The sequence below is a fragment of the Apibacter adventoris genome (assembly GCF_002964975.1).
GTDB classification, from domain to species: Bacteria; Bacteroidota; Bacteroidia; order Flavobacteriales; family Weeksellaceae; genus Apibacter; species Apibacter adventoris.
In genome coordinates this window covers 1-15083 of the sequence record NZ_PSZM01000040.1, presented here as the reverse complement: position 1 = coordinate 15083, position 15083 = coordinate 1, and the positions used below count along the sequence as shown (strand labels likewise).

Genomic DNA, 15083 nt, shown 5'->3' with positions numbered 1-15083 from the left:
CTTAATCTTGAATTTCTATGTTTGGATCTTGTGATCTTTCATCTTTATTTGTTGTTTCATCTGAATTCATAGTTTCCGAATTTTCCTCTTCTTCCACTCCTTCTTCTTTTTCAATTTTTGTAATTGCGGCAATTTCATCGTTTTTCTTTAAATTAATCAACCTTACTCCTTGAGTATTCCTGCTCATTACCCTCAATTCTTCAACTGACATACGTATAGCAACACCAGACTTATTAATAATCATTAAATCATTCTCATCTGTTACTTTTTGAATGGCTATCAAATCTCCGGTTTTATCGGTAATATTTAAAGTTATTACTCCTTTTCCGCCACGATTTGTAATTCTATATGCATCTACATGGGTTCTTTTTCCATAACCTTTTTCTGAAACTACTAAAATAGTATCATTTTCTGGGTCTGAAATAATAACCATACCTATCACTTCATCATTCTCACTTCCTAAAGTTATACCCCTAACTCCTGAAGCATTTCTTCCAATAGGTCTTAAAGTCTCTTGAGGAAATCTGATCGCTTTTCCATATTTGGTAGCTATCATTATTTCATCTTTTCCAGAGGTAAGACTGGCACTAACTAATGTATCTCCTTCTTTAACATTAATGGCATTAATACCATTAGCCCTAGGACGTGAATATGCTTCTAAACTGGTTTTTTTAACCGTTCCCTTTTGGGTTACCATCACTAAAAATGTATTGCTGGTATATTCTTCATTTTTTAAGTCATGGGTAAGAATATAGGCTTTAATTTTATCGTCAGTCTCTATATTTATAAGATTTTGAATTGCTCTACCCTTAGCAGTTTTTGAACCTTCCGGTATTTCAAATACACGAAGCCAGAAACATTTTCCTTTTTCAGTAAAAAATAACATATATTGATGCGCTGTGGCAGAAACTACATACTCTAAGAAATCTTCATCTCTTGTAGATGCAGCACGGTTTCCTACTCCTCCTCGAGATTGGGTTCTATATTCAGATAGTGAAGTTCGCTTAATATAACCCATTTTAGAAATTGTTAATACCACTTTTTCATCAGGGATAATATCTTCAATACTCATTTCACCACCGGCAAAATCTATATCTGTTCTTCTTTCGTCTCCGTATTTTTGTTTAATTTCTAATAATTCGTCTTTAATAATTTGAAAACGAAGCCCTTTATCATTTAAAATATTATTTAAATTTTCAATCTCCTTCATTATAGCCTCATACTCATCCCGAATTTTATCTAGCTCCATTCCTGTTAAACGAGCCAATCGTAAATCCAAAATAGCCTGAGCTTGTATTTCTGAAAGTTCAAATTCTTGAATTAATCCGGTTTTTGCTTCTGCCGGACTTGCACTTTCACGTATTATTTTTATGGCTAAATCTAATGAATCCTGAGTAGCTATTACTTTCATAAAACCTTCCAGGATATGAGCTCTTTCCTGAGCTTTTCTAAGTAAGTATTGGGTACGCCTAACTACAACATCATGTCTGTGATCTACAAAATGATGTATAATATCTTTTAAATTAAGTTGCACAGGTTTTCCTTTGACCAGCGCTATATTATTTACACTAAATGAGGTTTGTAAGGCTGTATATTTATATAAAAGATTTAAGACTACATTAGGTATTGCTTCATTTTTAAGTATATAAACCACTCTCATCCCTTTCCGGTCAGATTCATCTCTAATCTCTGCAATACCTTGTAATTTATCTTCTTTAACCAGTTCTGCAGTACGGGCAATCATATCTGCTTTATTTACCTGATAAGGAATTTCTGTAACAACAATTGCATCTTTTCCGTGAACTTCTTCAAAATTAGCTTTTCCTCTAATTATAATTCGCCCTCTGCCGGTTTCAAAAGCAGATTTCACTCCTTCATAACCATAAATAGTTCCACCTGTCGGAAAATCGGGAGCTTTTATATACTTCATTAAGCCTTCTACTGATATTTCATTATCATCTATGTAGGCACAAATGGCATCTATGGATTCTGATAAATTATGAGGAGCCATATTCGTAGCCATTCCCACTGCTATACCTGAAGCTCCGTTAACCAGCAAAATAGGAATGCGTGTAGGCATTACCTCTGGTTCTTCTAAAGTATCATCAAAGTTTAATTGTGTATCTACAGTATCTTTATCTATATCTGATAAAATTTCTTCTGAAATCTTCTTTAATCTAGCCTCTGTATATCGCATAGCTGCAGGTGGGTCACCATCTACAGAACCATAATTTCCTTGTCCATCTACTAATTGATAACGCATAGACCATTCTTGCGCTAAACGAACCATAGTATCATAAACGGAAGAATCTCCATGAGGGTGGTATTTTCCCATTACCTCCCCTACAATTCTTGCTGATTTTTTGTAGGCACTGCTTGAAGTTACCCCCAATTCATACATCCCAAATAAAACCCTCCTGTGTACCGGCTTCAAACCATCTCTTACATCTGGTAAGGCTCTGGATACTATTACGGACATGGAATAATCTATATATGAAGATTTCATTTCATCTTCAATATTTATAGGAATCAATTTTTCCCCTTCTCCTGTCATATTTTCGTGTTTATTTTTTCTTTATATGTATATGATTATTTCTGTAAAATTAATAATTTTTTATGGAACAGACAATTCTTACCAAATGAGCTTCATCCCTTATTATAAAATAAAAATGAGTAGTTATAATATTTTTGTCAGAACCATTAAAAAATTAGGAAATACATAGCAAAAGTATTTTACTTATATTCAATAGTTTTCCTTTCCCCATAAGGTTAGCTTTTTGTTAAGTATTGACTGTTGCACATCAACTATCCTTTGATTGGAACTACCACGAAATAGTAAGGATTCTTTATGTAGTGAACTTATAAATTTTCCATCTATAATGACGTCTATATAAGGCAATATTAGGGATAGTTTTTTTGATTTGGATATTTGTTCATAAGTAAAACCTGTATAACACCAGATATTTTTGCGTGTTTCTTTCTTTATTAAAGTAGCCAATTCTGTAAATCCTTCGACCTGTATTAGAGGATCTCCGCCTGTAAATGTTACATTTGCAAAATCTGCCTCTTTAACAACCTCCAACAATTCATTTATATGATAAAGTTTTCCATTATGTTTGTCCCAAGATTGCGGATTATGACAGGCTTCACATTTATGAATACATCCGGCAGCATAAATGGAAGTCCTAAAACCAGGACCATCCACAGTAGTATCTTGTATTATATTTAATATAGATAATTTACCCATGGGTTACACGGTCATTTAGCTCTGCAAGTTTCGCCTTATTCCATCGATCTGTGGTTCCTACTAAATAACCGGTAATACGTTGTAAGCGATCAATATTTTCACTTCCGCATTCTGGACATTCTTCTATATGAGAAGAGGCATTTTCATATCCACAGTGTAAACATCTGTTACGGGTATGATTCACAGAGGCATATCCCATATTATATTTATCCATCATATCTACTACTGTCATAATGGCTTCGGGGTTATGGGTTGCGTCGCCGTCTATTTCCACATAAAAAATATGGCCACCTCGTGTCAATTCATGATATGGGGCTTCTATTTTTGCTTTATGATGAGCACTGCATTTATAATAAACCGGCACATGGTTAGAATTGGTATAGTATTCTTTATCTGTAATATTTTCTATTATTCCAAAGTCTTTTTTGTCCTGACGTGTAAATCTGCCTGCGAGCCCTTCTGCCGGCGTAGCTAATATACTATAATTATGTTGGTATTTTTCTGAAAATTCATTGGCTTTATCTCTCATATAGGTGATTATTTCTAAACCTAATTTTTGAGCTTCTTCATCTTCCCCATGATGTTTACCAATTAAAGCTATTAATGATTCTGCCAAACCTATAAAACCAATTCCTAACGTTCCTTGATTTATAACTTTTTCTATGGTATCTTCATTGCTGAGTTCATGACTTCCTTCCCATAATACAGACATAAGCAAAGGAAATTGTTTGGGGGCTGCCGTTTTTTGAAATTCAAAACGTTGATGTAATTGTACAGCCATTATATTTAATAGTTTATCCAGTTTTTGATAAAATGTGTTTAACCTTTCTTTTCTGTTTTCTATATTTCTACATTCTAAGGCAAGGCGTACTAAATTTATGGTGGAAAAAGAAATATTACCTCTACCCACAGATGTTTTTTTACCAAAACGATTTTCAAATACACGCGTACGGCATCCCATAGTGGCCACTTCGTAGTTATAACGTTCAGGATCTTCTGATTTCCATTCCTCATGTTGATTAAAAGTAGCATCTAAATTCAAAAAATTAGGAAAAAACCTATGGGCACTTACTTTACATGCATATTGATATAAATCGTAATTTCGATCTTCCGGAAGATAATTGATTCCGCGTTTTTTCTTCCATATTTGTATGGGAAATATAGCGGTTCCTCCGTTTCCTACTCCTTCTTCAGTACTTTTAAGCAATTCTCTGATTACACATCTGCCTTCTGCTGTTGTATCGGTTCCGTAATTTATAGAACTAAATACTACCTGATTTCCTCCTCGTGAGTGTATGGTATTCATGTTGTGTATAAATGCTTCCATGGATTGATGTACCCTGCTGACCGTACGATTAATAGCATGTTGTATAATGCGTTTATCTCCTTCCAGCTGTTCTAATGGATGATATAAATAATCATCTATTTCTGAGTTATAAAGAGATTCATAACTTTTCCCGTTAATTTGTTCTAAAATTTTTATTTCTTCTATAAAACTTTTACGAACAAAAGGAGCTAGGTAATAATCAAAAGCAGGAATAGCCTGTCCTCCATGCATTTCATTTTGAGCAGTTTCGAGAGAAATACAAGCAAGCATACTTGCTGTTTCTATTCTTTTTGCAGGACGGGATTCTCCATGCCCGGCATAAAACCCATCATGTAATATTTTATCTAAAGGATGTTGAACGCAGGTAAGACTTTTGGTAGGAAAATAATCTTTATCATGAATATGTAAATAGTTTAAACGTATACTTTCTCGAACTTCTGGGGTTAATAAATAATCATCAACAAAAGGTTTAGTGGTTTCACTGGCAAATTTCATCATCATTCCGGCAGGCGTATCGGCATTCATGTTTGCATTTTCCCGAGTAACTTCATTAGATTGGATTTCAATAATCTCCAAAAACATATTTCCGGTTTTTGCTTTACGAGCTATATTTCGCTGATCTCTGTAAGCTATATATTTTTTTGCAACTTCTTTACGTGGACTTTTCATGAGTTCCATTTCTACCATATCTTGAATATCCTCTACAGTCATTTGTTTTATACCCTGACACGATATATTTTTTGCTATTGCTTTTATTAGGAAAAGGTCTTCTCCCTCATCTGTTTGCAGCATAGCTTTACGAATTGCACTAATAATTTTATCTTCATTAAATTCTACAATGCGACCATCTCTTTTAACAACTGTCTGAATCATGTTATTTATTTTTTTATTAACAACGTTTATGCTCCACGGAAGAAATTTTAATCACTTAAAAAATGATTGCTTTCAGATAATTATTTAAGTAGTATTGCTTATCGTGACTAACCTTCCTACAAGCTATATATATCGAAAAAATATAGCGAAATTTTATTTTTTCCTTTATTTTAGATGCTTGTACAAAGGTAATTTTTTTCTCTAAAAATATATTTGGAGGTCTTTTTAACTTTTCAACATAATTATTATTATATAATTAATATAAAAAATTTAAAATAATTTAATTTAATCACAATTTAAAAGAAATAATTTATATTATAAATAAAATATTAAACAATTCTATACATTATAAAAAATAATCATTTTAATTATTAACAGTATTTTTATATTGGATAAATTATTTTACTATCTTTGATTCATGAATAAAACTATATTTTTTTTATTTTTTATTTGTTCGTGTATTTTACATGCTCAAAATAAAAACTTGACCTGTTTAGATTTTACTAAAGGGGAGTTTAAAAGTATTAATGACGATAATGCTACTTTAAGTTCGATTATCATAAGAAACGGACAAAAACAATTAGAGATTACCAATCAAGAATATACCTACAAAAAAATTCATTGGTTAAATGATTGTGATTATTCTCTATTTTTTTCTAAAAAAGACAGTAAAAAAGACCCTTTTAAAAAATATATAAACCATAATGGTGGAATTATTGTTAAAATGGTGAAAATAGAAAATGACGTTTTGTATTATAAAACTTCTTATTTTGACGGGAAAAAAGAGGTAACAAGTAGTGGAAGATTGATTAAAATAAGCAACAATTCTTCTTTTAACTAAATGTTATAGTTATCTTTAACGGGCAAACAAATACTACCTTACAGTGATTATTTTTATTCTATATATATTCTTTTCATTCTCTATTACCGAATAATCTGAAATTGGGAAGAGCCTTTGGGACGATACAGGTATAAATCTATAAACCAAATTCCTCTCCTATCTTTATTTTCATAGGTATATCCAAATGAAGATTTTCCTTTATTCTTTCCGGAAATTGTTTCCAAACATAAAATACGACCATTGCCATAGACGCTCAACTTATAATTCTCTAATGGAAAAAATTTTCGATCTATCTTACTATTCTCCAATCCTTTTTGAAATTTTTCAATATTCTCATCTGTGATATATTCTGCCTGATATTTTTCCTTATCAGCTTGTAAATATTGTGTTCGTATATAATCCCATTCTTTCTTTTGGTAGGCATTTATCATATCCTGATAAAAAGCAGCCACCTGAGCTTTGAGCTGAAGGGAATCTTCTTTTTTAAAAACTTCTCCATTGGTCCAACCTTGCAAATGATAGGGCACAGTAGCTTCAAAAGATAAACTGTCAGTAAAGCTCTTTAATTTAGCATAATCGATCGTATTCCCGGTTTGCTTATTTTCCTTAGGTAATTCATATTCCAAAATAGTTTTTGGTTCTTCCAAACCGCCTCCATCTTTACGCCAGGAAGTTTCGGTAAGCGTTAAGGTTAAATATCCTTTAGCATCAAAAAACTCATTCTGAGTAGTTTCATTAATATAACGAGGAAAAACCTTTATTTCCAGTTTTTGTTTTCCGGATTGAAGTATAGAGGAATTAATATTCATTAAACGTGTGCCAAAAGTACCAAAATGGGTATATACCGGAAAATCATTGACCAATACCTGATAACTATAATTGGTTTGTACTTTTAATTCAAATAAAGGCTCATAATTATAACGCTGAATATTTTTTTTTAGATAGTCAATCCGTTGCGAAGGTGTGAGTATATTCATGGTTTGTTCTTTTTTTTCCTGCGCACAGCCTTGCAGGAAAAAAAGAAACCCAAATGCTATATACAAACTTTTTTTCATTTTCTATTACCGAATAATTTGAAACTGAGAAGAGCCTTTGGGGCGATAAAGATATAAATCTAAATACATAATTCCCCTTTCTTCCTCATTTTCATAGGTATAACCAAAAGCTGAATTCCCTTTATTCTTTCCACTAATTGTTTCCAAACATAAAATCCTCCCGTTTCCGTAAATGCCCAACTTATAATCCTCTAATGGAAAAAATTTTCGATCTATTTTACTATTCTCCAATCCTTTTTGAAATTTTTCAATATTCTCATCTGTGATATATTCTGCCTGATATACTTCTTTATCGGATTTTAAATATTGTGTTCGTATATAGTTCCATTCCTTTTTTTGATAGGCATTTATCATATCCTGATAAAAAGCAGCTACCTGAGCTTTGAGTTGAAGGGAATCTTCTTCTTTAAAAACTTCTCCATCAGTCCAGCCCTGTAATACATACGGTACCTTCGCCTCAAAAGACAAACTGTCGGTAAAGCTCTTTAATTTAGCATAATCGATCGTATTCCCGGTTTGCTTATTTTCCTTAGGTAATTCATATTCCAGAATGATTTTCGGTTCTTCCTGTCCTCCTCCATCTTTGCGCCAAGAAGTTTCGGTAAGCGTTAAGGTTAAATATCCTTTAGCATCAAAAAACTCATTCTGAGTAGTTTCATTAATATAACGAGGAAAAACCTTTATTTCCAGTTTTTGTTTCCCGGATTGGAGTATATAGGAATTAATATTCATTAAACGTGAGCCAAAAGTACCAAAATGGGTATATACCGGAAAATCATTAACCAATACCTGATAACTATAATTGGTTTCAACATCTATATAATATAGCGGCTCATAATCATATCGCTGGATATTTTTCTTTAAATACTCAATCCGTTGTGAGGCTGTTAGTATATTCATGGTTCGTTCTTTTTTTTCCTGCGCACAGCCTTGCAGGAAAAAAAGAAACCCAAATGCTATATACAAACTTTTTTTCATTTTCTATTACCGAATAATTTGAAACTGGGAAGAGCCTATGGGACGATATAATAGCTTATTTAAAATCACTATTTTATTATTACCATATATATCTTCTTTTTCTCCAATTATAGCTGATTTATATTTAAACGGATTATCTACTCGCACAAGAGCTAACACCCTATTATTAGCATAAAACTCTAATTTATAATTTTCTAAAGGCAGCATTTTTAACCTATTCTTAGGTAGAGTATTGTTAAATTTTTCTCTATTACTTATAATTAAATCTTTTGTAAAATAATTATACTGTGCTAATTCATACTCTTGTAATTTAGACAATTGATATAATTCTTTAAAATTGTGGGTATTGTATAAATTTATTATTTTTTTATAAAAATCTACTACTTGCGCTTTCAACTGTAAAGAATCTTCTTCTTTAAAAACTTCTCCATTGGTCCAGCCCTGCAAATGATAGGGTACGCTAGCTTCAAAAGACAGACTATCGGTAAAGCTCTTTAATTTAGCATAATCAATCGTATTCCCGGTATGTTTATTTTCCTTAGGTAATTCATATTCCAAAATGATTTTCGGTTCTTCCTGCCCTCCTCCGTCTTTGCGCCAGGCTGTCTGAGATACAATCAATTTAAAAGTTCCCTGATTATCTAAATATTCTTTTTGTTTATTTTTATCAATATATTCAGGATATATCTCAATACTTAAATTTTGCTTTCCTGAATATAATATTGCTGAATTGATATTAAACTTTGTGTTTTTTAGAAATTCTGTAAAATTATTTTTTACAGGTATATCATTAACTTTTACTCTATAAGCATAATTTGTAAAAATTTCAATTTGATATAAAGGCTCATATTCATATTTTTTTAAGCTATCTAATAACATATTTTGCATCTTTTCTTCTTTTTTTTCCTGCGCATAGCCTTGCAGGAAAAAAAGAAACCCAAATGCTATATACAAATTCTTTTTCATTCTCTATTACCGAATAATTTGAAACTGAGAAGAGCCTTTGGGGCGGTACAGGTATAAACTTATAAAACTAACCCCAGTTTTTTCTTTTGTTTCATAACGATAACCTAAAGCAGAATATCCTTTATTTTGTCCACTAATTGTTTCCAGGCATAAAATACGACTATTGCCATAAATGCCCAACTTATAATTCTCTAATGGAAAGAACTTTCGTTCTCTTTTACTATTATCCAACCCTTTCTGAAATTTTTCAATATTCTCATTTGTGATATATTCTGCCTGGTACTTGGCATTATCCGATTTTAAATATAAAGTGTTTATATAATCCCATTCTTTCTTTTGATAGGCATCTATTATATCCTGATAAAAAGCAGCTACCTGAGCTTTGAGTTGAAGGGAATCTTCTTCTTTAAAAACTTCTCCATTGGTCCAGCCCTGTAATACATACGGTACCTTGGCCTCAAAAGACAGACTGTCGGTAAAGCTCTTTAATTTAGCATAATCGATCGTATTCCCTGTTTGCTTATCTTCTTTAGGTAATTCATATTCCAGAATGGTTTTCGGTTCTTCCAAACCGCCTCCGTCTTTGCGCCAGGCGGTTTGGGTCATTTGCAACTTAAAATAGCCTTTAGAACCTAAAAATTCCTTTTGGGTAACCTCATTAATAGATTCCGGATAAATACGAATTTCCAGTTTTTGTGTCCCAGATTGTAATATAGAATTATTAATATTAAATGTCATACCCCCTTTTAATTCATAATCAAAATTAGTATACACCGGAAAATCATTAACCAATACCTGATAATTATAATTAGTTTCAACATCTATATAATATAGCGGCTCATAATCATATCGCTTAATATTTTTCTTTAGATAGTCAATCCGTTGCGAGGCAGTGAGTATATTCATGGTTCGTTCTTTTTTTTCCTGCGCACAACCGTGCAGGAAAAAAACAAACCCAAATGCTATATACAAATTCTTTTTCACACTCTATTACCGAATAATTTGAAACTGGGAAGAGCCTTTGGGGCGATACAGGTATAAATCTAAAAAGCGTATTCCCTCTCTATTTTCATTTTCGTAGGTATAGCCTAAGGCTGAATTCCCTTTATTTTCACCGGAAATCGTTTCCAGACATAAAACTCGACCATCGCCATAAATGCTCAACTTATAATTTTCCAAAGGAAAATATCTTTTTTTGTATTTTTCTTTTACATGAGAGCCATCCTGCAAACGTTGAATTAAATCATCCGGAAAATATTCTGACTGATACCATTCTTTATTGGCTTCTAAATATTTAGTGCTTAGATAATTTTCTTCATCATTTTCAAACGCTTCTCGTATATCCTTATAAAAAGCAGCTACCTGGGCTTTGAGTTGAAGGGAATCTTCTTTTTTAAAAACTTCTCCATTGGTCCAGCCTTGTAATGTATACGGTACCTCAGCCTCAAAAGACAGACTGTCGGTAAAACTTTTTAATTTAGAATAATCAATAGTCCAACCGGTATGCTTATTTTCCTTAGGTAATTCGTATTCCAGAATGGTTTTCGGTTCTTCCAAACCTCCTCCGTCTTTGCGCCAGGCAGTTTGGGTCATTTGCAACTTAAAATATCCTTTGGAATCTAAAAATTCTTTCTGATCGGTCTTATTAATATAACGAGGATAAACCTTTATTTCCAGTTTCTGCTTTCCGGACTGAAATATGGATGAATTTATATTAAACTTCATAGATCCATAAGGTCCAAAATGGGTATATACCGGAAAATCATTAACCAACACCTGATAACTAAAATTGGTTTCTGTTTCTATTTGATATAAAGGCTCATAGTTATAGCGCTGAATATTTTTCTTTAGATAGTCTATCCGTTGCGTAGTAGTCAGTATATTCATGGTTTGTTCTTTTTTTTTCTGCGCACAGCCGTACAGGAAAAAAAGAAACCCAAATGCTATATACAAATTCTTTTTCATTTTCTATTACCGAATAATTTGAAACTGAGAAGAGCCTTTGGGGCGGTACAGGTATAAACTTATAAAACTATCCCCGATTTTTTCTTTTGTTTCATAATGATAACCTAAAGCAGAATACCCTTTATTTTCACCGGAAATCGTTCCCAGACATAAAATACGTCCATTGCCATAGACGCTCAACTTATAATTCTCTAATGGAAAAAATTTTCGATCTATCTTACTATTCTCCAATCCTTTTTGAAATTTTTCAATATTCTCATCCGTGATGTATTCTGCCTGATATTTTTCCTTATCAGTTTGTAAATATTGTGTTCGTATATAATCCCATTCTTTCTTTTGGTAGGCATTTATTATATCCTGATAAAAAGCAGCTACCTGAGCTTTGAGTTGAAGGGAATCTTCTTCTTTAAAAACTTCTCCATCAGTCCAGCCCTGTAATACATACGGTACCTTCGCCTCAAAAGACAAACTGTCGGTAAAGCTCTTTAATTTAGCATAATCGATCGTATTCCCTGTTTGCTTATCTTCTTTAGGTAATTCATATTCCAAAATAGTTTTCGGTTCTTCCAAACCTCCTCCGTCTTTACGCCAGGCGGTTTGGGTCATTTGTAACTTAAAATAGCCTTTAGAATCTAAAAATTTTTTTTGGGTAATCTCATTGATAGATTCCGGATAAATTCGAATTTCTAATTTCTGTTTTCCGGATTGTAATATAGCCTTATTTATATTAAATATCATCCCCCCTTTTAATTCATAATCAAAATTAGTATATACAGGAAAATCATTAACTAATATTTGATAATTTAAATTTGTTATGGTTTCTATATAATATAGAGGTTCATAATCATATCGTTGGATATTTTTCTTTAAATACTCAATCCGTTGCGAAGTAGTCAGTATATTCATGGTTCGTTCTTTTTTTTCCTGCGCACAGCCGTGCAGGAAAAAAAGAAACCCAAATGCTATATACAAACTTTTTTCCATTTTCTATTACCGAATAATTTGAAACTGAGAAGAGCCTTTGGGACGATACAGGTATAAATCTAAATACACCGTTCCTTTTCTTTCTTCATTTTCATAGGTATAACCAAAAGCAGATTTTCCTTTATTCTTTCCGGAAATCGTTTCCAGACATAAAATACGTCCATTTCCATAAATACTTAGTTTATAATTTTCTAAAGGGAAAAAAACTATTTTATATTTACCATCACTATCTTCTACTCCTTTCTGATATTCTTCAATAATATTATCCGGAAAATATTCTGACTGATACCACTCTTTTTCTGCCTGTAAATATTGTGTATTAAAATAATCCCATTCTTTCTTTTGGTAGGCATCTATTATATCCTGATAAAAAGCGGCTACCTGAGCTTTGAGCTGAAGGGAATCTTCTTTTTTAAAAACTTCTCCATCAGTCCAGCCTTGTAACATATACGGTATCTTCGCCTCAAAAGACAAACTGTCGGTAAAGCTCTTTAATTTAGCATAATCGATCGTATTCCCGGTTTGCTTATTTTCCTTAGGTAATTCATATTCCAGAATGGTTTTCGGTTCTTCCAAACCTCCTCCGTCTTTACGCCAAGCTGTCTGGGTTATAAACAATTTAAAAGTTCCCCGATTATCTAAATATTCTTTCTGATCGGTCTTATTAATGTATCGGGGATAAATTTTTATTTCTAACTTTTGTTTTCCTGATTGAAGTATGGAAGAATTAATATTAAACTTCATAGATCCGTAAGGTCCAAAATGGGTATATACCGGAAAATCATTGACCAATACCTGATAACTATAATTGGTTTCTGTTTCTATCTGATATAAGGGTTCATAGTTATAACGTTGGATATTTTTCTTTAGATAGTCAATCCGTTGCGAAGTAGTCAGTATATCCATGGTTTGTTCTTTTTTTTCCTGCGCACAGCCGTGCAGGAAAAAAAGAAACCCAAATGCTATATACAAACTTTTTTTCATTTTCTATTACCGAATAATTTGAAACCGGGAAGAGCCTTTGGGACGATAAAGATATAAATCTAAATACATAATTCCCCTTTCTTCCTCATTTTCATAGGTATAACCAAAAGCTGAATTCCCTTTATTCTTTCCACTAATTGTTTCCAAACATAAAATCCTTCCGTTGCCGTAAATGCCCAACTTATAATTCTCTAATGGAAAGAATTTTCGATCTATTTTATTATTCTCCAACCCTTTTTGATATTCTTCAATAATATTATTCGGAAAATATTCTGCCTGATATACTTCTTTATCTGATTGTAAATATTGTGTTCGTATATAATCCCATTCTTTCTTTTGATAGGCATTTATCATATCCTGATAAAAAGCGGCTACCTGAGCTTTGAGTTGAAGGAAATCTTCTTTTTTAAAAACTTCTCCATTGGTCCAGCCCTGTAATATATACGGTACCTTGCCCTCAAAAGACAGACTGTCGGTAAAGCTCTTTAATTTAGCATAATCGATCGTATTCCCGGTTTGCTTATTTTCCTTAGGTAATTCATATTCCAAAATGATTTTCGGTTCTTCCTGCCCTCCTCCGTCTTTGCGCCAGGCGGTTTGGGTTATTTGCAACTTAAAATAGCCTTTAGAACCTAAAAATTCCTTTTGGGTTACCTCATTAATAGATTCCGGATAAATACGAATTTCCAATTTTTGTTTTCCGGATTGTAATATAGAATTATTAATATTAAATGTCATACTTCCTTTTAATTTATAATCAAAATTGGCATTTACCGGAAAATCATTAACTAATACCTGATAATTATAATTAGTTTCAACTTCCATATAATATAGCGGCTCATAATCAAATCGCTTAATATTTTTCTTTAGATAGTCTATCCGTTGCGTAGTAGTGAGTATATTCATGGTTCGTTCTTTTTTTTCCTGCGCACAGCCGTACAGGAAAAAAAGAAATAAAAATGCTATATACAAACTCTTTTTCATTCTCTATTACCGAATAATTTGAAACTGAGAAGAGCCTTTGGGGCGGTACAGGTATAAACTTATAAAACTATCCCCGATTTTTTCTTTTGTTTCATAATGATAACCTAAAGCAGAATACCCTTTATTTTCACCGGAAATCGTTCCCAGACATAAAATACGTCCATTGCCATAGACGCTCAACTTATAATTCTCTAATGGAAAAAATTTTCGATCTATCTTACTATTCTCCAATCCTTTTTGAAATTTTTCAATATTCTCATCTGTGATGTATTCTGCCTGATATTTTTCCTTATCAGCTTGTAAATATTGTGTTCGTATATAATCCCATTCTTTCTTTTGGTAGGCATTTATTATATCCTGATAAAAAGCAGCCACCTGAGCTTTGAGCTGAAGGGAATCTTCTTCTTTAAAAACTTCTCCATTAGTCCAGCCTTGCAAATGATAGGGCACGGTAGCTTCAAAAGATAAACTGTCGGTAAAGCTCTTTAATTTAGCATAATCGATCGTATTCCCGATATGTTTATTTTCCTTAGGTAATTCATATTCCAGAATGGTTTTCGGTTCTTCCAAACCTCCTCCGTCTTTGCGCCAGGCAGTTTGGGTCATTTGCAACTTAAAATATCCTTTGGAATCTAAAAATTCTTTTTGGGTAATCTCATTAATAGATTCCGGATAAATTCGAATTTCCAGTTTTTGTATTCCTGATTGTAAAATTGCTTTATTTATATTAAACATAATAGCACCACCCTTTAATTCATAATCAAAATTAGTAAACACCGGAAAATCATTGATTAGTATTTGATAATTATAATCAGTCCTTACTTTTATCTGATATAAAGGTTCATAGCTATAACGCTGGATATTTTTCTTTAGATAGTC

At 32.3% G+C, this 15083-nt stretch carries 13 protein-coding genes; 1 reads left to right on the top strand and 12 read right to left on the bottom strand.

Annotated features, from left to right (window positions below):
* Position 1: 1 nt before the first annotated feature.
* The 3 genes from gyrA to C4S77_RS06810 all read right to left on the bottom strand — a co-directional run bounded on the left by gyrA (position 2) and on the right by C4S77_RS06810 (position 5447).
* Positions 2-2554, bottom strand: a complete 2553-nt coding sequence (gyrA, locus tag C4S77_RS06820) for a DNA gyrase subunit A (RefSeq protein WP_105246932.1) — start codon at positions 2552-2554, stop codon at positions 2-4.
* A 189-nt stretch (positions 2555-2743) separates the two neighbouring features.
* The gene (nrdG, locus tag C4S77_RS06815) at positions 2744-3247 is read right to left on the bottom strand and encodes an anaerobic ribonucleoside-triphosphate reductase activating protein (RefSeq protein WP_105193941.1); all 504 of its coding nucleotides are present in this window, start codon (positions 3245-3247) and stop codon (positions 2744-2746) included.
* Complete coding sequence (locus tag C4S77_RS06810) at positions 3240-5447, bottom strand: anaerobic ribonucleoside triphosphate reductase (protein WP_105246931.1); 2208 nt, start codon at positions 5445-5447, stop codon at positions 3240-3242. Before C4S77_RS06810 ends, nrdG begins: the two co-directional genes overlap by 8 nt.
* Before the next feature lie 418 nt (positions 5448-5865).
* Between C4S77_RS06810 and C4S77_RS06805 the strand changes: the two genes are divergently transcribed.
* Positions 5866-6288 (top strand): hypothetical protein, encoded by a 423-nt coding sequence (locus C4S77_RS06805; protein ID WP_105246930.1) that lies wholly within the window; start codon positions 5866-5868, stop codon positions 6286-6288.
* A gap of 83 nt (positions 6289-6371) precedes the next feature.
* Here C4S77_RS06805 and C4S77_RS06800 read toward each other — a convergent pair whose 3' ends face one another.
* From C4S77_RS06800 to C4S77_RS13035, 9 genes are all read right to left on the bottom strand, one after another.
* Positions 6372-7343 (bottom strand): hypothetical protein, encoded by a 972-nt coding sequence (locus tag C4S77_RS06800; RefSeq protein ID WP_105246929.1) that lies wholly within the window; start codon positions 7341-7343, stop codon positions 6372-6374.
* Between the two features lie 6 nt (positions 7344-7349).
* Positions 7350-8321, bottom strand: coding sequence for a hypothetical protein (locus C4S77_RS06795; protein WP_105246928.1), 972 nt, complete (start codon positions 8319-8321; stop codon positions 7350-7352).
* 6 nt (positions 8322-8327) lie between these two features.
* Entirely contained in the window at positions 8328-9287 is a 960-nt protein-coding gene (locus tag C4S77_RS06790) for a hypothetical protein (RefSeq protein WP_105246927.1), read from the bottom strand.
* A 6-nt stretch (positions 9288-9293) separates the two neighbouring features.
* The gene (locus C4S77_RS06785; protein WP_105246926.1) at positions 9294-10271 is read right to left on the bottom strand and encodes a hypothetical protein; all 978 of its coding nucleotides are present in this window, start codon (positions 10269-10271) and stop codon (positions 9294-9296) included.
* Positions 10272-10277: 6 nt separating this feature from the next.
* On the bottom strand, positions 10278-11252 hold the full coding sequence (locus C4S77_RS06780; protein ID WP_105246925.1) for a hypothetical protein: 975 nt from the start codon (positions 11250-11252) through the stop codon (positions 10278-10280).
* Positions 11253-11258: 6 nt separating this feature from the next.
* Positions 11259-12236 carry a hypothetical protein gene (locus tag C4S77_RS06775; protein WP_105246924.1) on the bottom strand — a complete coding sequence of 326 codons (978 nt, stop codon included), beginning with the start codon at positions 12234-12236 and terminating at the stop codon, positions 11259-11261.
* A 6-nt stretch (positions 12237-12242) separates the two neighbouring features.
* Entirely contained in the window at positions 12243-13220 is a 978-nt protein-coding gene (locus C4S77_RS06770; protein WP_105246923.1) for a hypothetical protein, read from the bottom strand.
* A 6-nt stretch (positions 13221-13226) separates the two neighbouring features.
* Positions 13227-14204 (bottom strand): hypothetical protein, encoded by a 978-nt coding sequence (locus tag C4S77_RS06765; protein ID WP_146106064.1) that lies wholly within the window; start codon positions 14202-14204, stop codon positions 13227-13229.
* Between the two features lie 6 nt (positions 14205-14210).
* Positions 14211-15083 (bottom strand): hypothetical protein (locus tag C4S77_RS13035; RefSeq protein ID WP_105246921.1); only part of this gene is annotated, 873 nt, incomplete at its 5' end.

What these genes read in the sequence shown, in the direction of transcription:
- C4S77_RS06790 (WP_105246927.1), bottom strand. Translation starts at nt 9,287, where the DNA reads ATGAAAAAGAATTTGTATATAGCATTTGGGTTTCTTTTTTTCCTGCAA.
- C4S77_RS06805 (WP_105246930.1), top strand. Translation starts at nt 5,866, where the DNA reads ATGAATAAAACTATATTTTTTTTATTTTTTATTTGTTCGTGTATTTTA.
- C4S77_RS06770 (WP_105246923.1), bottom strand. Translation starts at nt 13,220, where the DNA reads ATGAAAAAAAGTTTGTATATAGCATTTGGGTTTCTTTTTTTCCTGCAC.
- C4S77_RS06810 (WP_105246931.1), bottom strand. Translation starts at nt 5,447, where the DNA reads ATGATTCAGACAGTTGTTAAAAGAGATGGTCGCATTGTAGAATTTAAT.
- C4S77_RS06775 (WP_105246924.1), bottom strand. Translation starts at nt 12,236, where the DNA reads ATGGAAAAAAGTTTGTATATAGCATTTGGGTTTCTTTTTTTCCTGCAC.
- C4S77_RS06765 (WP_146106064.1), bottom strand. Translation starts at nt 14,204, where the DNA reads ATGAAAAAGAGTTTGTATATAGCATTTTTATTTCTTTTTTTCCTGTAC.
- C4S77_RS06780 (WP_105246925.1), bottom strand. Translation starts at nt 11,252, where the DNA reads ATGAAAAAGAATTTGTATATAGCATTTGGGTTTCTTTTTTTCCTGTAC.
- nrdG (WP_105193941.1), bottom strand. Translation starts at nt 3,247, where the DNA reads ATGGGTAAATTATCTATATTAAATATAATACAAGATACTACTGTGGAT.
- C4S77_RS06800 (WP_105246929.1), bottom strand. Translation starts at nt 7,343, where the DNA reads ATGAAAAAAAGTTTGTATATAGCATTTGGGTTTCTTTTTTTCCTGCAA.
- gyrA (WP_105246932.1), bottom strand. Translation starts at nt 2,554, where the DNA reads ATGACAGGAGAAGGGGAAAAATTGATTCCTATAAATATTGAAGATGAA.
- C4S77_RS06795 (WP_105246928.1), bottom strand. Translation starts at nt 8,321, where the DNA reads ATGAAAAAAAGTTTGTATATAGCATTTGGGTTTCTTTTTTTCCTGCAA.